Annotated in this window: 21 protein-coding genes; 4 read left to right on the forward strand and 17 right to left on the reverse strand. The window is 61.6% G+C overall.

Annotated features, from left to right (window positions below):
• Positions 1-102: 102 nt before the first annotated feature.
• From P0D52_RS03325 to P0D52_RS03360, 8 genes are all read right to left on the reverse strand, one after another.
• Entirely contained in the window at positions 103-495 is a 393-nt protein-coding gene (locus P0D52_RS03325) for an MAPEG family protein (protein WP_394694026.1), read from the reverse strand.
• A 12-nt stretch (positions 496-507) separates the two neighbouring features.
• Positions 508-939 carry a hypothetical protein gene (locus P0D52_RS03330; RefSeq protein ID WP_394694027.1) on the reverse strand — a complete coding sequence of 144 codons (432 nt, stop codon included), beginning with the start codon at positions 937-939 and terminating at the stop codon, positions 508-510.
• A gap of 59 nt (positions 940-998) precedes the next feature.
• On the reverse strand, positions 999-1,661 hold the full coding sequence (locus tag P0D52_RS03335; RefSeq protein WP_394694028.1) for a DsbA family oxidoreductase: 663 nt from the start codon (positions 1,659-1,661) through the stop codon (positions 999-1,001).
• Positions 1,661-2,056 carry a hypothetical protein gene (locus P0D52_RS03340; protein ID WP_394694029.1) on the reverse strand — a complete coding sequence of 132 codons (396 nt, stop codon included), beginning with the start codon at positions 2,054-2,056 and terminating at the stop codon, positions 1,661-1,663. Before P0D52_RS03340 ends, P0D52_RS03335 begins: the two co-directional genes overlap by 1 nt.
• A gap of 59 nt (positions 2,057-2,115) precedes the next feature.
• Complete coding sequence (locus P0D52_RS03345; RefSeq protein WP_394694030.1) at positions 2,116-2,334, reverse strand: hypothetical protein; 219 nt, start codon at positions 2,332-2,334, stop codon at positions 2,116-2,118.
• A 53-nt stretch (positions 2,335-2,387) separates the two neighbouring features.
• Positions 2,388-3,719, reverse strand: a complete 1,332-nt coding sequence (locus P0D52_RS03350; protein WP_394694031.1) for a dicarboxylate/amino acid:cation symporter — start codon at positions 3,717-3,719, stop codon at positions 2,388-2,390.
• A gap of 397 nt (positions 3,720-4,116) precedes the next feature.
• Positions 4,117-4,554 carry a peptidylprolyl isomerase gene (locus tag P0D52_RS03355; protein WP_394694032.1) on the reverse strand — a complete coding sequence of 146 codons (438 nt, stop codon included), beginning with the start codon at positions 4,552-4,554 and terminating at the stop codon, positions 4,117-4,119.
• A gap of 140 nt (positions 4,555-4,694) precedes the next feature.
• Positions 4,695-5,882, reverse strand: a complete 1,188-nt coding sequence (locus P0D52_RS03360; RefSeq protein ID WP_394694033.1) for a helix-turn-helix domain-containing protein — start codon at positions 5,880-5,882, stop codon at positions 4,695-4,697.
• A 156-nt stretch (positions 5,883-6,038) separates the two neighbouring features.
• On the opposite strand from P0D52_RS03360, the gene P0D52_RS03365 reads away from it, so the two are divergent.
• Positions 6,039-6,707 (forward strand): hypothetical protein, encoded by a 669-nt coding sequence (locus P0D52_RS03365; RefSeq protein ID WP_394694034.1) that lies wholly within the window; start codon positions 6,039-6,041, stop codon positions 6,705-6,707.
• A gap of 38 nt (positions 6,708-6,745) precedes the next feature.
• A complete protein-coding gene (locus P0D52_RS03370; protein WP_394694035.1) occupies positions 6,746-7,417 on the forward strand; it encodes a DUF4386 domain-containing protein in 672 nt (223 codons plus the stop codon).
• Between the two features lie 23 nt (positions 7,418-7,440).
• On the opposite strand, the gene P0D52_RS03375 is transcribed toward P0D52_RS03370, so the two are convergent.
• On the reverse strand, positions 7,441-8,943 hold the full coding sequence (locus P0D52_RS03375; protein ID WP_394694036.1) for a UbiD family decarboxylase: 1,503 nt from the start codon (positions 8,941-8,943) through the stop codon (positions 7,441-7,443).
• On the opposite strand from P0D52_RS03375, the gene P0D52_RS03380 reads away from it, so the two are divergent.
• Positions 8,942-9,340: a hypothetical protein gene (locus tag P0D52_RS03380; RefSeq protein WP_394694037.1), complete on the forward strand. Its 399-nt coding sequence runs from the start codon at positions 8,942-8,944 to the stop codon at positions 9,338-9,340. The genes P0D52_RS03375 and P0D52_RS03380 overlap by 2 nt on opposite strands.
• Before the next feature lie 7 nt (positions 9,341-9,347).
• Here the strand turns inward: P0D52_RS03380 and P0D52_RS03385 are convergent, their stop codons facing one another.
• Positions 9,348-10,691: a serine hydrolase domain-containing protein gene (locus P0D52_RS03385; protein ID WP_394694038.1), complete on the reverse strand. Its 1,344-nt coding sequence runs from the start codon at positions 10,689-10,691 to the stop codon at positions 9,348-9,350.
• Positions 10,692-10,724: 33 nt separating this feature from the next.
• Positions 10,725-11,024 (reverse strand): GNAT family N-acetyltransferase, encoded by a 300-nt coding sequence (locus P0D52_RS03390; RefSeq protein WP_394694039.1) that lies wholly within the window; start codon positions 11,022-11,024, stop codon positions 10,725-10,727.
• Positions 11,025-11,124: 100 nt separating this feature from the next.
• On the opposite strand from P0D52_RS03390, the gene P0D52_RS03395 reads away from it, so the two are divergent.
• Complete coding sequence (locus tag P0D52_RS03395) at positions 11,125-12,204, forward strand: MBL fold metallo-hydrolase (protein ID WP_394694040.1); 1,080 nt, start codon at positions 11,125-11,127, stop codon at positions 12,202-12,204.
• A gap of 1 nt (position 12,205) precedes the next feature.
• Here the strand turns inward: P0D52_RS03395 and P0D52_RS03400 are convergent, their stop codons facing one another.
• The 6 genes from P0D52_RS03400 to P0D52_RS03425 form a co-directional block, all read right to left on the reverse strand.
• The gene (locus tag P0D52_RS03400) at positions 12,206-12,940 is read right to left on the reverse strand and encodes an HAD family hydrolase (protein WP_394694041.1); all 735 of its coding nucleotides are present in this window, start codon (positions 12,938-12,940) and stop codon (positions 12,206-12,208) included.
• Complete coding sequence (locus P0D52_RS03405; protein ID WP_394694042.1) at positions 12,937-13,845, reverse strand: aminotransferase class IV; 909 nt, start codon at positions 13,843-13,845, stop codon at positions 12,937-12,939. The genes P0D52_RS03400 and P0D52_RS03405 overlap by 4 nt, the downstream gene beginning before the upstream one ends.
• Positions 13,845-14,621 (reverse strand): enoyl-CoA hydratase, encoded by a 777-nt coding sequence (locus P0D52_RS03410; protein ID WP_394694043.1) that lies wholly within the window; start codon positions 14,619-14,621, stop codon positions 13,845-13,847. Before P0D52_RS03410 ends, P0D52_RS03405 begins: the two co-directional genes overlap by 1 nt.
• Positions 14,622-14,695: 74 nt before the next feature.
• On the reverse strand, positions 14,696-15,130 hold the full coding sequence (locus P0D52_RS03415) for a MarR family winged helix-turn-helix transcriptional regulator (protein ID WP_394694044.1): 435 nt from the start codon (positions 15,128-15,130) through the stop codon (positions 14,696-14,698).
• A gap of 80 nt (positions 15,131-15,210) precedes the next feature.
• Entirely contained in the window at positions 15,211-15,603 is a 393-nt protein-coding gene (locus tag P0D52_RS03420; protein WP_394694045.1) for a hypothetical protein, read from the reverse strand.
• A 107-nt stretch (positions 15,604-15,710) separates the two neighbouring features.
• Positions 15,711-17,123, reverse strand: a complete 1,413-nt coding sequence (locus tag P0D52_RS03425; RefSeq protein ID WP_394694046.1) for a M16 family metallopeptidase — start codon at positions 17,121-17,123, stop codon at positions 15,711-15,713.
• Between the last annotated feature and the right edge of the window lie 11 nt (positions 17,124-17,134).

Genomic DNA, 17,134 nt, shown 5'->3' on the forward strand with positions numbered 1-17,134 from the left:
AATCCTCCGCAATCGAGAGGAGTTGGTCGGTGTCAGGGGCATCAGTTGGTGACGTCATGCTCCTGACCTAGCCTGTGACGCCCTGTGGGTGCAACGCTTCGTTCAGCTAATTGCTTTCCAGATCAACGCCCCCGAGATCACAAGATAGCAAAGGAGCGTCAGCCCCGCTCCTATACGACGTGCCGGCCCGCTTGTCTGGTTGGACACAAAGGCATAGCCGTGAGCGCCCCGTGCAATCGTGAACAGCACGCCGACAGTATGGATGAATAACGTCCCATAGCCGAGCGAAGCCATCATGAACAGGCCAATCAAGGCGCCGGGAACCCATTCGGCGGCATTGCCATGGGCACGAATAAGGGCTGTCATCTGTGGGTCGCCACCATCACCAATGCTGATTTTCTTCTTATTGCGGTTCAGGCCAATCGGCACAGATAGCAGGGCGAGAAGAAATATGTTGATGCCGGCATAAAGCGCGACAGCTTGCAGAGCGGTCATGGGGTCAGCTTTCTACTGGCGGCCTTCGCGGGCACATTCTGTGGACGCCGTCACCAGAAACATTCCAGCCGTCGACATTTCTTCCATGCTCATGCGCGAACGCATTTCCATGACTTCATCCGATTCTTCGTTCAGCGTGGCGATCAGAAATTCCCGGCTGTTGGCGGTCAGATCTTCTTCCGCCTTTTCCGACAGGCAGGTGCACATCGATTCGGTCTGATTTGATGCACGCAGGCATGCGGCGACAAATTCATCGTCCGACGGCCCGCTCGAACTGCCGGTTTCGACAGCCATATTGTCAGAGCCATTTCCGTTTTCGCCGCCGGAATTTCCGTCTTGCATTTCGGTATTGCTGTCCGCCGCATCGGCGTTTTCCGCACTGCTATTGTTGCAGGCGGCAAGGGCAAGTGCAGCCAGAATGGCCAAAGGGGTGAGCTTTCTCATATCAATCTCCTGTCCCGATTGGGGTGGAGTATGAACCCGACAGCGCCGTGTGGTAAAGCCTATTCGCGTCCGGACAGGCTTGCCGCCTGGCGCAAGGCGTCGGCCAGAACTTGCGGTTCTGCGGCGCCGGGCACGGCAAATTGTCCTTCGAATATGAAACTCGGCACGCCCGTTGCGCCCAGCTGGCGGAAGAAATTGGCCTCCTCGCGGACATCGGCCTTGTCCCGGTCGGATGCCAGAAGATCGGCCACGATTTCCCTCTCCAGCCCGGCGTCGGCGGTGATATCGGTCAGAACGCTGGCGTCGCCGATATCCCTGCCGTCGCGGAAGAAGGCCGCAAACAGACCTTCGGCGACGGCGTCGGCTTTCTTCGCGCTTTGCCCACGCGCCCAGCGGATGACGCGATGCGCATTGAGGGTCGACGGACGGCGGGTGATGGAATCGAAGCGAAAGTCGATGCCTGCCCCTGGTGCCGCCGCTTCCAGATGCGTGCGCATGGCTTTCCAGTGTTCGGCATTCTGGCCGGAGAATTTCGCTTTCATATAATCGCGATACGGTGCGCCCTCCTCGGGGAGGGTGGGGTCGAGTTCATAGGGCCGCCAGGTCACTTCAGACCTGATGTCCGGGGCCAGCTTTTTGGCGGCCATCCAGTTGCGCCAGCCCAGCCAGCACCAGGGGCAGACAAAGTCCGCGACCAGGTCAATCCGGACCGGGCCCGGCATTATTGACCGCTCGTAATAACGGGGGCTTCGTCCCGGCAGGCGAAGACGGCCGATTGCAGGATCGGTTGAACCGTGGCCTGTTCCTCGGCGGGCATTTCGAGGAAAATGCGCTGGCTTTCGGCCTGCGCCATGGCGGCATCAATCTGTGCGTCCGCGCCGATGGCGCCCTGACTGCCGAGCGCGAAAATGCGGTAGAGGTCGTCAGACGCGTTGTTGGCGAGCTCCGTATCCAGACAGGTGCAGAACGGCAGGTTTTCCTCCGCGGTGGCACCGTTCCGGCCCACCTGCTGAACCTGACAGGCCTGCACCATATATGTGCTGAGGACGTCGGGGTCGTGGGTGAATTCGTCGGCCTGTGCGGTCAGGGTCAGGGCGGCGGCAAGCAAGGTCAGCATGGATCAATCCTGTCTGGTGAAAGTGTCAGCGGACAGGATGACTTGTTGTGCCTGCGGCCTCAAGCCATGATGTCGACCAGATGCTGTTCCATGTCGGCGGTGGTGCGGGCGACGCTGGCTGCAGCGGCGTGAAGCGCCTCGGCTTCCTTGATGGCGATCAGGGCCTCGATCACGCCGCTCTCGTCGGCGCGGGGATTGGCGAGCTGCCGGGCGGATTGCGCGACTTGCGCCTGAGCGGCGGTCATGGCGTTCAGCGAGGTATTGAAGGCGGCATTCATGTGACCAGAATTGTCAAATGCGCCGGAAATGCCAGCCAAACTTCGCGACAGGTTTAATCAACAGTTTCTGCCTCTGCCTGATTTCGCGACAATATCCGGCAGGCGGCGAGGTCGCCGGTGACATTGACGACGGTGCGCGACATATCCAGCAAACGGTCAACGCCGATCACGAAGACCAGCCCCTCTGCGGGGATGCCGAAGCTGGCCAGCATGCCGGACAGGATGGCGATGGAAACGCCCGGCGCGCCCGGTGCGCCAATGGAAGCGGCCACGAGGCTGAGCACGATCAGCGAGACTTCCGGCAGGGACAGCTGGATGCCGGCGACCTGCGCGACAAAAATCACCGCAATGGCCTGATAAAGCGCGGTGCCGGCCATATTCATGGTGGCGGCCAGCGGGATCACGAAGCTGGCAGTGTCGCCCGGCGTGCCGAGGCGGTTGCGCGCGGTTTCCATCGACAGGGGCATGACGGCGGCGGACGAGGAGGTTGAGAAGGCCAGAAGCTGGACCGGGAAGATGGCTTTGAGGAAGGTGAGCGGCCCCATGCGCCCCAAGACCAGAACGAGCGCGACATAGAGCAGGAGCAAAAGGGCAAGGCCCGCGAGGACGAGGCCGACATAGGCGGCGAGCGTGGAGATGGCCGAAACGCCCATGCGCGCGACCAGCTGGGCGGTGAGGCCGAAGACGGCGAACGGGGTCAGGTGCATGGCCCATTTCACCACGGTCATCGAGACTTCCAGCATGGCCTCGAACAATTGTTTCAGCGGGGCGAGGCGGGATTGGTTTTTCGAGGCGACGAAGGCAAGGCCGACAAAAATCGAGAAGACGACAATGGCCAGCATTTCGCTGTCGGCGGCGGCGCCGAGCGGATTGGAGGGTACGATGCGGGCAATGAGGTCGGGCGCGGTGGCGACCGCTTCGGTCAGCGGATCGGCGAGGCTTTCCGGGTCGGGGCGCAGCCGGGGCAGGGGCATCTGGCCGGTCATCACGGACAGGCCGGGCTTGACCCAGAGTGCCAGCACAGCCCCCAGTGCGGCGGCGGCCAGCGTGGTGCCGGCGATGAAAAGCGCGAGTTTTCCACCCAGCCGCCGCAGCTTGTCCGGGTCGGAGGCCCCGGCGGCGAGGCCCAGCACGATGGAGGCGGCGACCAGCGGCATCAGGACCATCTGGATAATGTTGAGAAACAGGCCGCCGGGCAGAGCCAGCCAGCGGCCGGCGAGATCGGCGGTTTGGGCGCTGATGAATCCGGTATCCGGTCCGATCAGAAAGCCGGTGATCCCACCGAGGATGAGGGCGGCGATAACTTGTGCCCACAGGCGGCCGCGAATCCAGGATTCGAGCTGTTTGCGAAGTTCGCGGGTGCGGATGCGTTTGGGCTCGGTCATTCAGAATGTCTCATAATTCTGCGAGGAAAAAGAGTCTCCTACGACTACTACGACGACTGTTACGACAGTTCTGACTATTCCCCGAGAGGGGATGTTTATATCCCTGTTTCGTAACATTATTTCCGGCCTTCCGTGAGCCCGAATCCTGCCTTTGATGTCTCCGGTCCTGAACCCGATGGGTCTCCAACTCTCCTACAGTCTCCGACTGTTTCCTACAGCCGGGGCGCTTGTCCCTGTGGTCCACGCGCCACCGGCCCGGCAATCGCAACGGGGCAGTCTAGCGGCGCAGCGAATGCCGGGGATAAGGCGAAGGGAAGGGTGTGCGGGCGCTGTCAGACAGCCCGCCCGGCGCGGCGCGCGCGCAGGCGCAACGCCGGACCGGTAGGTGATGGCCGCCTCAGGCGGCGGTCTTGATCTCGACCAGGGTCAGGCCGAAATGCAGATCCTCGCCGGCCAGCGGGTGATTGCCGTCAACGGTGACGCTCTCCTCGCCGACCTTGGTGATGGTGAGTTGCTGGGTGGAGCCATCCGGCTGCTGTGCGCCGAGCGTCATGCCCGGTTCCGGCGTCAGATCGCCGGGCAGCTGGGCGCGCGGAATGTCGACGATCATCTCGTCGCGGCGCGGGCCAAAGGCATTATCGGAACTGACCACGGCTTCGCTTTCCTTGCCGACTTCCATGCCATCCAGCACGGCTTCCACTTCTGGGAAAATCTCGGCATTGCCGATGGTCACGGGCACGGGCGCATCGTCCTGGGTCTTGCCGACGACGGTGCCGTCGGATGTGCGGATCGTATAGGTGAGCAGGACGGTGTCGCCCTTCTTGGCTGTTGGCATGAATTCTTCCTGTCGGAGTAAAGGGGGGTGAAAAGATCGGGCGCTTTGTCAGCTGGCTGAACAGGTCTGTTCCTGCGCCCTCGGCCCCCATAGGTCGCAAACGCAGACAGGGGAGTCAAATCAGGCCGGCCCGTTTGGCCTTACTGCCCGGCCTGTTCCGGTGACGGTATCGACGTGACGCGACCCGGCGCGATGCGAAATTCCTTCGGCGTTTGCCCGGTTTCGCGCTTGAAGGCCTTGTAGAAGGTCGAGCGGGAATTGAAGCCGACCTCCAGCGCAATATTCAAAACGGAATCCCTGCCTTCGAGGATCCGCGATTTCGCGTCTTCGACGCGCCATCGGGCGACGAAGTCGAAGAAGGTCAGGCCCAGTTGTTCATTCAGCGTTTGTGAGACGAGGTTGGGCGGGGTGGTGACATGCCGGGCGAGCTTCTGCAGGGACAGGCCGGAATCGAGGTAGAGTTTTTCGGCCTCCATGGCCTTGAGAATGCGCTCGGCGATTTTTTCTGCGCGCTCTGTGGACAGGGCTGATCGTGCGTATTTTTCTGCTGCCGGGTCGTCTGCCGCTGTCGTCGACAGATCGAGCGGGTCCGGCGGGACGGGGCCATTGGCAAAGGCGGTGAGCATCAACAGGACGCCGCCCGCAAGGGCCAATACGAGCGTGTCCGGCGTCAGAATGCCCATGCCCAGATTGTCGCTCAATAGGGAGAATGCGGCGGCGGCCCACAAGGCGACCAGCAGGATGAGAAGCCCGTCAATCCAGCGCAATTCAAACGTTTCAGTGTTCGAGTAGAGGGATTTGAGCCTGGCCCGGTAGCGGGAAAGCTGTCGCACGGTGGCGATCAGATAGAGGATGGATGTGGCGACCCACACAAAGACCAGTGCGAAGGTCAAAAGGGCCAGGGCCGCCGGGATGATGCCTTCGGGAAGATCGCCGTTCACGAACAATTCGCGCCGGGCCTCTGATGGCAGCAGCCAATAGCCCAGCATGACGCCCAGACCCGCCAGCGGCAGCGCGCCATCCCGCCGCCAGTTTCGCAGGCGGGCACCATTCGCCATCCGGCTGTCGGCATAGCGATAGACGGTGACCGGCAAGGCGAACATCAGCGGCAAAAGCGCGGGCATGTAGAAGGTGAAGAGGGACGGCTGCACGGCCGTTGCCAGCGGCAGGGCGCAGAGGCCGGCCATCAATCCGAAAACCCATAACAGATAAATCCGGCTAGACCGGTTGGCATTCTGGCGCGCACCGGTCACGGCGCCTGCCATCGCACCCGCCAGCGCAATTCCGGTCACCAGCGCCGAAAGCAAGAGAACGCCATCTGTCTGCATCGGCGTGGTCTAGGGGAGCGCGGCCCAGCGATCAATCTTGTGCAGGCAATTTGTCCGCGCCGTCCCGCGCGGACGACAGACCATCGCGGGATGCGGAATAGAGGTGGCAGACGACGAAACGCCGGCCCCTCAACCGGCCTTTGCAACGGACGATACATGACGGAACCGGAACTCCTCGGCGATCTTCACTTCTGGATCGGGTGCGGCGCGATCATTGCGGGCTTTGCCGCCTTTGCCGCGCGCAAGGGCGCGGGCGTGCACCGGAAAGCGGGCACGCTGTTTGTGATCTGCATGGGATTGCTGGCGCTTAGCGGTCTATGGCTCAGCCTGGCGCGCGAGATTCTGTTCACCGTGTTTCTATCCGCGATCAGCTTTCACGCGCTGATCACAGCCTGGGCGGCGGCGCGAAGCCGTGCCCGTCTGTCGCGCTGGATCAGCCGCATGGCGCCTCTCGCATCCGGCCTGATTGTGGTCGGGGCCGTGGCGGGCGGCATGATGGCAAGCGCAAGTCCCGACGGCGTGCTCAATGATCTGCCACCAGCGGCCTTTTACTTGCTGGCATTTGTGAGCGCGCTCCTGTGCGGGCTGGATATCCACTATGCGCGGCGATCTGCGCCTGCGCGCCGGGTGCGCCTGACGCGGCATTTGTGGCGGATGGGATTTTCCTTCTTCCTCGCCACCGGCATCTTCTTCTTCGGCAATAACCATGTCCTGCCGGAGGTTCTCCGAACACCCGTTTTTCTGGCGCTGCCGGTTCTGGCGGTCGTCGTCTGGACCCTATTTCATGCGGTGCGCACCCGGTTTGGCCGCGCCGTCGCGGACTGATCCTCCTCCATCCAACGAAACACGAAAGGCAAGACGAGATGAGTTTTCAGAAAATCAGCGGACTGGCGGCCATTGCCGCCGGTGCCACCTATATCATCGGCTTCTGGGTCTATTTCTCGATCCTCGGACCGGCCCAGTATGGCAGCCCGGCTGTGCCCGCCGCCAACCATGTCAGCTTTCTCGCGGACAATCAGGCGCTGATGACGCTCTGGAACCAGGTCATCTATGTGCTCAATGCGGTGCTGATGGTCTTCATCGTCATCGGCCTGCACCGGCGTCTGACAGGCAGCGGCGCCATCGCGCAGACCGCTTCGGCGTTCGGGCTGATCTGGGCCGGGCTGATCCTCGCCACCGGCATGCTCGAGAATATCGCCATTGGCCAGATTGTGCGGCTGGCAGAGGTGGATATGGATTCGGCGGTCGCGCTCTGGCGGTCGACGACGGTCGTCAGCGCCGGCCTTGGCGGCGGCAATGAAATCACCGGCGGCATGTGGATATTTGCGCTCAGCCTGGCCGGATTTCAGACAAGGGCGCTGCCGTTGGCCGTGAACGCGCTGGGCTTTCTCGTGGGCGGGGCCGGGATTATCTCGACGATCCCGGCTCTCTCCGCAGCTACGATGGTGTTCGGACTCGGATTTATCGTCTGGTTTATCGTCGCGGGCCTTGCTTTGATCCTGCTCAAATCGCCCCGGCAGGCACAAGAGGCTTAGCGCCGGGATATGGTGGCTGGGACTTACCCCAGCCCCAGCTCCGCCCACATTTCGTCGACCCGGCGTTTCGTCCCCGCGTCCATATCCAGCTTGTCGCCCCATTCGCGGTTGGTTTCGCCGGGCAGCTTGTTGGTGGCGTCCAGGCCGATCTTGGAGCCGAGGCCGGAAACCGGTGAGGCAAAGTCGAGATAATCGATCGGCGTGTTTTCAATCAGGGTGACATCGCGCGCCGGGTCCATGCGGGTGGAGACCGCCCACATCACATCCTTCCAGTCGCGCGCATTGATGTCGTCATCCACGACGATCACCCATTTGGTGTACATGAACTGGCGCAGATAGGACCACACGCCGAGCATCACACGCTTGGCATGGCCGGCATAGGCCTTCTTCATCGAAACGACGGCGATGCGGTAGGAGCAGCCCTCCGGCGGCAGCCAGAAATCCACGACTTCGGGAAATTGCTGCTGGAAGAGGGGGATGAAGACCTCGTTCAGCGCTTCGCCCAGCACGCTGGGTTCGTCCGGCGGGCGGCCGGTATAAGTGGAAAGATAGATCGGGTCCTTGCGCATGGTGATGGCGCTGATCTTGAAGACCGGGAATTTCTCGACCGAGTTGTAATAGCCGGTGTGATCGCCGTACGGGCCTTCATCCTCGTACTCGTCGAGCATCACATGGCCTTCAAGCACGATCTCGGCCTCGGCGGGGACTTTCAGCGGCACGGTCTTGCAATCCACCAGCTCGGCCTTGGCCCCGCGCAGAAGGCCCGCAAACTGGTATTCCGAGAGCGTGTCCGGTACGGGCGTGACGGCGGCGAGGATGGTGCCGGGATCGGCGCCCAGCACGCAGGCCACGGGCAGGGGCTCAGGCTTTTCGTTTTTCCAGCGTTGGAAGTGCTGGGCGCCGCCGCGATGCTTGAGCCAGCGCATCAGGGTTTTATCCTTGCCCAGCTTCTGCATGCGGTAAATGCCGAGATTGAAGTCGTCCTCCTTTGAGTCCGACGGGCCTTTGGTGACAATCAGCGGCCAGGTGATGAGCGGGGCAGGCTCGCCCGGCCAGCAGGTCTGGATGGGCAGCTTGTCGAGATCGATGTCATCGCCGGTCAGCACGACTTCCTGACAGGGGGCGTTGCGCACGGTTTTGGGCCGCATGCTCATCACCGTCTTCGCCAGTGGCAGCATGGAGAGCGCATCCTTGATGCCGCGCGGCGGCTCGGGCTGGCGCAGGAAAGCGAGGAGTTCGCCGACTTCGCGCAATTCTTCGGCGGTTTCGCGCGGCTCACCGCCCAGCGTGACCGCATTGGCGACGCGCCGGACCGTGCCGAACAGATTGACCAGCACCGGCATATCCGAGCGTTCGCCCTTTTCATTGACGACATTCTCGAACAGCAGGGCCGGGCCACCCTCGGCCAGAACGCGGCGATGGATCTCCGTCATTTCAAGATCGGTGGAAACCTGTCGGGTGATCCGTTTCAGATCGCCTTTCGCTTCCAGCATTTCCAGATAATCGCGCAGGGATTTGTATGCCATGGCCAATGCCTTCTTGCCTGCCGCCCAATCTGCGATTTACGCTGGCATTGTCCAGTCTTTCGCCTGCGGCGAATGGAACCGCGCCGCATCGCAATCGTTCTTTTTGCAAGATGAGGTTTGGATGACGCTGTTATTGCAATTGATCGGATGGGTGCTGGTGCTCGTGGGCTTGCCGCTCACCCTCTCGCCCGTGCCCGTCGGGATTGTCGTCGTGGGCATCGGGGCCGGACTGATCCTTGCCAATTCGGCCAGCGCCCGAAATCGCCTGCGCAATCTGCGGGCTGATCATCGCAAGCTGGACCAATGGCTGCGCAAGGCCGAGCGGCTTCTGCCCGGCCCGTTCGACCGGATATTGCGCAGCACAGACAGCGATGGCTGGCACAGGCAGGCGGAATAGCGCGGCGCTACTCCGCAGTCTGCGCTGCCATGATGGCGCGGGCCATGGTCCAGGTGCCTGTGTTGACGTAATTCGTGGCGCCCATGCGCACGATCACCAGATCATATTCCGGAATGGCGAGCGTGGACTGTCCCTGGAAGCCGGACATGTAGAAGGCCTGCGGCGAGAGTTCCGGCGCGAGCCAGAAGCCGGAGCCGTAAATGCCATCCGAGCCGGGCGTTTCCGTGGTGATATAGTCGCGCCAGTTGTCCGGCAGGATGCGGGTGCCATTGGCCATGCCATCATCGAGATAGACCTGCATCAGGCGGGCCCAGTCGTGCGGGGTGGCATAGATGTAGGACGAGCCTTGCAGCGTGCCGGACGCATCGGTTTCGAAGATCGGCGAATAAATACCCGCCGGCTCGAAGATGAGGGCGCGCAGGGCGCGGACCTGATCTTCCAGCGTGTCGCCGAGGCGTGACTGCATCTCCCAAGTCGCCAGCACTGTGTCGCCGGACTGGTATTCCCAGTGCTCGCCCGGCGGGAAGAGGCGCTCGCGTGTCGCGGAAAAGCGGGCCATGTCAGTTTCTGTAAACAGCATGTCGGAATTGGGATCCGTGCCGTCATTGATCTCATGCGCGGCGCGGCCGCCGGTCATGCGCAGGAGGTCATCAATCGTGGTCGCTTCGGCTTCGGCCCCCAGACCGTCGAGCAGCTCGATCGTGCCTTCCTCGTAAACGTCGAGATCACCGCGAAGCGTCATCGCGCCGGCCAGCGTCGCGGCAACGGATTTCGCCATCGACCAGGAATGCAGCCGGTTTTCGCGGGAAAAGCCGGGCGCATATTGCTCGGCCACCAGACGGCCATCATGCAGAACCACGACGGCCAGCGTATTGCGCGCGCCGAAGCCGTCGTCGAACGCGCCGTCGATGGCAGCCTGCAGGGCGTCCGAATCGAAGGTGGCGTCGCGATGGGCGGCGTCCAGTTCATAATATTGCGGGGCCTCATCCCAGGCTACGGTCAGATCGCGGTCAAACTCGCGCGAACCATGCACCAGCGTGCAGCCCATGCCTTCGCGGTATTGCGCTTCCTGATGCCAGAGGCCGAGCAGGCGCGAATGCACGGACATGTCCTCGCGGTCGACATTGGCGCTGATCAGCGAAGCCGGGCCGCCCAGCAGCGGGTCGATATAGAGCTCGCGGGCCAGCTCCGGCTCCATGCCGGAGACAAAGGTGAGAGAGCACACTTGCTTGGCCGTAATGCCGGTAGCCGTGGGCAGGAAAATGCGCCCCGTGGCCGATGTGTTCAGCCAGACAAGGCCGGCGATAATGGCGATGACGACGATGCCGCCGATCCAGCGCAAAATGGTCATGTAAATCTCCCCCGAATACGTGTTGGCCGTAGCCTAGTCGAAAATATCCGCTTCTTCAGGATGTTTTTGCGCCCAGGCTTTCACATAGGGGCAAAGCGGGATGATTTTCACATCGGCCTCGCGGGCACCGGCAATCAATGCACGCACGAGCTGGCCGGCAATGCCCTTGCCGCCATGCTGTTCCGGGACGCCGGTATGATCGGCGATCCAGCGGGTCTGGCCGGCAATGGAATAGGTCAGTTCCGCCTCTGATCCGTCGCCCATATCCATGAAGAAGCGGCCCCGGGTTTCGGTTGATTCATGCTGAATGTCCGGCGTGGAGGCGGTATTCATGGAAAATCCTTTCACGATCTGTTGAAGCGTCTTTCCGGGTTTTCATCCCCGGAGCGGCAGCGGAATGGCATGAAGGCGAAAATCAACGGGGGGAGTTTCCATGTCCAGAGTTTTCTTTGCCATTCTTCTCGGTCTCGCCAGCGCCGCCAGCGCTCTGGCGGATCCCTTTGTCTATGACCGGCAGGAGGTGGTTGAGGGTACCCACCTGATTTACCGCGTTGATCCGATGCGTTTGCCCGCGGAGAGCAATGTCGTCGTGATCGAGCAAAGCGGCGGGCTGGCTGTGGTGGATTCCGGCGGCAGCACGATGGCAGGCGAGCGGATCATCGCGCAGATCCGGCAGATCAGCGATGCGCCGGTGCGCTATCTGGTGAACACGCACTGGCATGGCGATCATCATCTTGGCAATGCGGCCTTCCTCGCGGCCTGGCCCGAGATCGAGATCATCGCCCACGAGAATACGGTTCGGCATATTGCCGGTGCGGCGATGGACTATATCCACGAGGCGGGCGAACAACTTGAAGCCTCGCGCCCGGTCGTCGACGCCGTGGCGGCAACGGGCGCTTTGCCCGACGGCACGGTGATCCCGGCACGCATCGCGGAATATTACACGATGCTGGCCGGAGATCTCGATGAGCTGATCGCGGCGGTCGACACCATCGAGATTATTGCCCCCACACGGCATTTCTCGGACCGGCTGGTGCTGGATGATAGGATGCGGCCTGTCGAGCTGCGCTATTTCGGGCGCGGGAATACCGATGGCGATGCCGTCGTCTGGATGCCGGAACAGCGCGTTGTCGCCAGCGGTGATCTTGTCGTCCATCCGACGCCTTATGGATTCGGCAGCTATCCAGCGGACTGGATTGAAGCGCTCGAAGCCATCAGGGCACTGGATTATGCCTATCTGATTCCGGGCCATGGCGCGGTGCAGCCGGATACAGCCTATGTGGATCAGCTGATCGCTCTGATGGCCGAGGTGCGCGCCCAGGTCGGGCCGCTGGCAGAAGCAGGCTTGAGCCTTGAAGAGGTCAGGGCCGAGGTGGATCTGTCCGCGCAACAATCGCTGTTTGCCCAAGGCGATGCCTGGATCGCCAATCGTTTCAATGCCTGGTGGGTCACGCCTTTCGTCGGTGTTGCCTATCAAGAAGCCACCGGTGATCCGATCCTGCAGGGAGAGTAGTTCAGACGACCAGTTTTCTTGCCTGCATTCTTTCGTAATGCGGGCGGCTGGCAGTCACGGCATCGCGCGCGGCTTCTGGCAGATGATGGGGGCTGGGCTGGGGGGCCTCAAAGCCGGTTGAGGCTTCGACCCGATCATACCACCAGGGCGCCCAGACGCCGTCGGTGTCGCGTTTGCCGGCGGGCCAGCTGAGCATGTGGACATCAAACGGAATATCAATCGCGGTACATAATGCGCGCAGCATGGCTTCGGGGGCCGCCAGCACGTCGCGCCCCTCGATCACCGGCCAGGCATGGCCGCTGCGCTGGCAGATATCTTCATAAAGTCCGGTCTGCCGGATCTGGCCGATATCTTCGGCGGTGACTGCGCCGGTTGTGGCGGCAAAGCTGGCGCAAACCTCGGCGGGATCGCGGATCAGAAAGATGTGGCGGCAAGCGGCCATCCAGTCGCGCGGAATATCGTCCAGCATGTGCTGGCACATATGCTTCTGGAAGAAGAGGGGTGAGCCATCCGGCGCGTCTCTGGCGCAGCGAAGGGCGATGTCATCCTCATCCAGCGGCACCGAGTTCAGAATGGCGTCGCGGCCGGGATGATCAAGGCCGGTCTTGACCAGATAGGGGCCGTAAAAGGGCTCGTCCCAGACGGCGCAGTCGGGGCGGTTTTCAAAGGACCGCATCGTGGCCGTCGAGATATTGCGCGGGCCGGACCACAGGCAGATGCGGATCGTGTCGCTCATTCCGCCTCGAGTTTTGCGCGATAGAGGGCTTGCAAGCGCTCGACCATGGGACCGCGGCCGCCGGAAATCTTGCGGCCATCGACCTCGATGACGGGCACAAGGCCGGCGAAGGTGCCGGTGGTGAATGCTTCATCGGCGGAATAGACCTGCGTCAGGGTGAAATTCTTCTCGAAGACCGGAATGCCCGCCTCGCGGCAGAGATCGATGATCACGCCGCGCGTCACACCGCCAAGGCAATAATCCCCGGTCGAGGTCCAGACTTCGCCCTGTCTAACGATGAAGAAATGGGTGGAGTTGCAGGTGGCCACAAAGCCATGCGGATCGAGCATCAGCGCTTCGTCGGCGCCGGCCTTGGCGGCCTGGATGCAGGCGGTGATGCAATTGAGCTTGGAATGGGTATTGAGCTTCTGGTCCTGCACATCGGGATAGCCGCGCCGGACATGCACCGTGAACAGGCGCAGGCCCTTTTCCGCAACGGCCGGGTCCGGGCGCTTCCATTCCGGGAGGATAACGATGGTGGCAGGCGAAATGGTGACACGCGGGTCCTGATAGGGTGTCGCCTTCAGGCCGCGCGTGGTCATCAGGCGGATATGGACGCCATCCCCCTCGCGCATGCCATTGGCATCGAGCGTATCGTAGAGGGCTTTGGTCAGCTCTTCCCGTGACAGGCCGAGATCATAGTCCAGCGCCTTGGCGCCTTCCTCCAGCCGGTCGAGATGAGTGTCCAGAAAAGCGATTTTGCCCTTGTGGACCCGCAGCCCCTCCCAGACGCCATCGCCCAGAATGAAACCGGAATCGAGCACGGAAATCTTTGCTTCGGCGCGCGGGTAGAGCTCGCCATTGATCCAGACTTTCACATCCGCATTACGCGGATCGTCGATATAGGAGTGAGCGCCCTTGCCCATCAGCCAAACTTCGAGAAATCGGGCGCGCGGCGTTCCATGAAAGCGGTGACAGCCTCGCTGAATTCCGGCGATTGCAGCATTTCAGCAAAGATACTGCCTTCGCGCGCCATGCGATCGGAAAGCGGCTCGTCCGGGGTCATCATCAATTCCTTGGCCATGCGGACCGCACCCGGAGACTTGGCGGCAAGGGCGAGGGCGCGTTTGCGGACTTCGTCCGACAGGCTGGCCGACGGGAAGACATCGGTCACAAGGCCGGCCTGTTTGGCACGCTCACCATCCCAGACTGTGCCCAGCATCAGGAGGTCAGAAGCCGCCGCCCGGCCCAGTCGCGTCGGGAATAGCAGGCTGGAGGCAAATTCCGGTGCCAGTGCCAGATCGGCAAAGGGGGTCTTGAAGGCCGCATTCTCGGAGGCATAGGACAGATCGCAATGCATCAGGAGGGTGGTGCCAATGCCGATGGCGAGGCCGTCCACTTCGGCGATGACCGGCTTCTTTGCCGTCATGAGTGCCCGCATGAAGCGCTCAACCGGCGGCATGTCGCCAGAGCCAATATGAGGCGGGGCTTCCATGAAATCGACGAGGTCATTGCCTGCCGTGAAGAGGCCGGGCTGTCCGCCCAGAACGAATACCCGCACCGACTTTTCCGTTTCACCGGATTCGATAGCCTCTGCCGCGGCGTCATACATTTCACGCAGGAGGGCGTTTTTCTTTTCCGGACGATTCCAGCGGATGGTCCGCACGCCGTCAGATGTTTCTACCGAGACCAGATTACTCATGCGGCGGGCTCCGTTACCGATTGCTCGATCAATGTGTAGGCAAGTCTGGCGGCCAAATCCAGTTCGCGTAAGCGTCAACTTTCCGCGATAACGATCCGGGTAAGGGCGTCATGAAGCGTGTCGGAGACCTCGTCGCCGAGGCGCGCCTCGAGGTCGGCATTCAATTCGCGCAGGACGATATCCGCGCGCTCGGCCGCTTCCGTGCCTTTTCGGGTGAGCGCCACCATGGCGCCGCGGCCGTCCGTCTTGTCGGTGGTTCGCGACACGAGTCCGGCCTTGACCATGCGGTCGACCAGACCGGTGACCGCCGGCGGGTTCAGGGACAGGATTTTGCTCAAACCGCCCATCCGGCGTTGCCCGCGGCGGAGCAGCAGAAACAGCACGCCGGCCTGCGCGGAAGAGACGCCGGCTTCATCTTTCAGACGCTTGTCGGCCTCCCGGTTGAGACGCCGGGCGGCAATTTCGATCAACAGGAAAAGTCGCCGGTCGACGGCGCGGATTCTGGCCATTCCGGAAGATAAGGCCGATTCGTTCGTTTCCGAAAGAAATTGGATTGAAATAGGGGGCTATATCCCAGCTAGGCTCGGGTTCACCGAAATGATTCCTCACCCAAGCCACATCGCGATATCGGAGGGTCATAGCCGACAAACGCGGGATTTCTGGCACATTCATGAGCAGAGTCATAGACTTCCGCTCCTATCTCAACAAATTCAAATCGTGGAAAGTCGCTCTGCAAGGCTGGGAGCGCGTGGCTCGAGTAACGAAAACAAATGACATTTGATATCGTTATCGGCGCATCAGCAGTATCTTCAACGCCAGACCTTGAAACAATTTCTCTTTGAAGCACCCCCACTTCGCCTCCCCGGTTTAATTGCTCGTGATTTGCGCGATAAAAGGCGTCCAGAGCCATGGGGTCCGGATTCGTCGAAATGGCAAGAGCGACTAAAAGGGCGATTACCCCCGTTGCGGCAATCTTAACCATCGGATTTCTCTCGATTGCCGAACAGAACAAATTGGTGATGCGAGGCGAGTTCATAAAGCCATGGGCCGGGCGATATATACCCGGCCCTTAAATTCAGCGCGGCGATACTACTCCTCGTCCATGATGAATTCGGCATCCGCGAATTGCGGGAAGGCCTGCAGGCCTTCGCCAATCGAATCGAGGTCGCCGACCACAACCAGCACCATGCGGTCCGGTTGCAGGTATTCGGAGGCCACGGCCGAGATGTCGCCATTGGAGACATCATTGATCCGGTCAACATAGGTTTCGAGATAATCGTCCGGCAGGCCGTAGAAATCGCGGTTGGAAATCTGGCCGATCAGCCCGCCGGTCGAGGCGTTCTGGAGAATGAACAGGCCCGACAGCCAGCTGCGCATGCCGCCGGCTTCTTCCTCGTCCGGCGTGTTCAGCTGGAGGGTCTGGATCTCGCTGAAGATTTCCGAAAAGGCCTCGACCGTCGCCCCGGTCGTGATGTCCGCGCTGAACGTCCAGTAGGATGTGCCAATGCGGTTGGTGACGCCGGAGCCCGGCGAATAGGTCCAGCCATGTTCCTCGCGCAGATTACTGGTCAGACGCGAGGTGAAGGAGCCGCCGAGAATCGCGTTCATGACGGTCATCCGGTAGGCATCTTCCGTGCCGATCGTTGCCACCGGGAAGCCGAGGCGAATGGTGGCCTGCGGCGCACCGGGACGATCAATCAGCTGAACCACGGGGCCATTATTGATCGAGGCGGGCGGAATGCTCGCTTCAGGGCCGGATTCCCAGTCACCGAAAGCCTCGCGAATGGCGGCTTCCAGCCGGTCCTCGTCAAAGCGTCCGGCCACGTAGATGCGGGTCCGGGCCGCGCCGAAATTCTCGTCATAGAAAGCGCGCACCTGATCCATGGTGTAGCTTTCCAACTGGCCTTCGTCCGGCATGCCCTGACCATAGGGATGATCCGTTCCGTAGAGCAGGCCGACATAGGCTTCGTTGGCAATCGGGCCCGGTTGGGACCGCGCCACGGTTATGTTGCGGACCTGGCTTTGACGGATACGTTCGAATTCCGAGTCCGGGAAATCGGGATTGCGGATGACGGTCGCAATACGGGAGATCGCTTCCGGCCCGAATTCCGTCAGCACATTGGCCGAGAAATTGGTTGTGTGCATGCCGACGCCGACATTCATGTCGCCGCCCATGGAGGCAAAGGCCCGGGCAATTGATTCCGGCGATTCCCCGCCGGCCCCTTCTTCCATCATGGCGGCGGTCAGGTCGGCGATATAGGTATTCTCGCCATCAAAGACATTGCCGGCCAGGATCTGCACCGAGATGTTCACCTTCGGCGCCAGGCCGAAATGGATGAAGGTAACTTCGAGCCCGTTATCGAGCACGACGGTTGATGTTTCCGGCAGTTCGAACGCCGGTGCCGGGCCGATTTCCGGCTGCGGCAAGGCTTGCGAGAAAGCCGTCGGAGCGGACATCAGCATCAGGGATGCCGCCATCAGAAATGTGGTCGATTTCATCATCGTCATGTCCT

The organism is Hyphobacterium sp. (assembly GCF_043584775.1).
In the GTDB taxonomy this organism is placed as follows: domain Bacteria; phylum Pseudomonadota; class Alphaproteobacteria; order Caulobacterales; family Maricaulaceae; genus Hyphobacterium.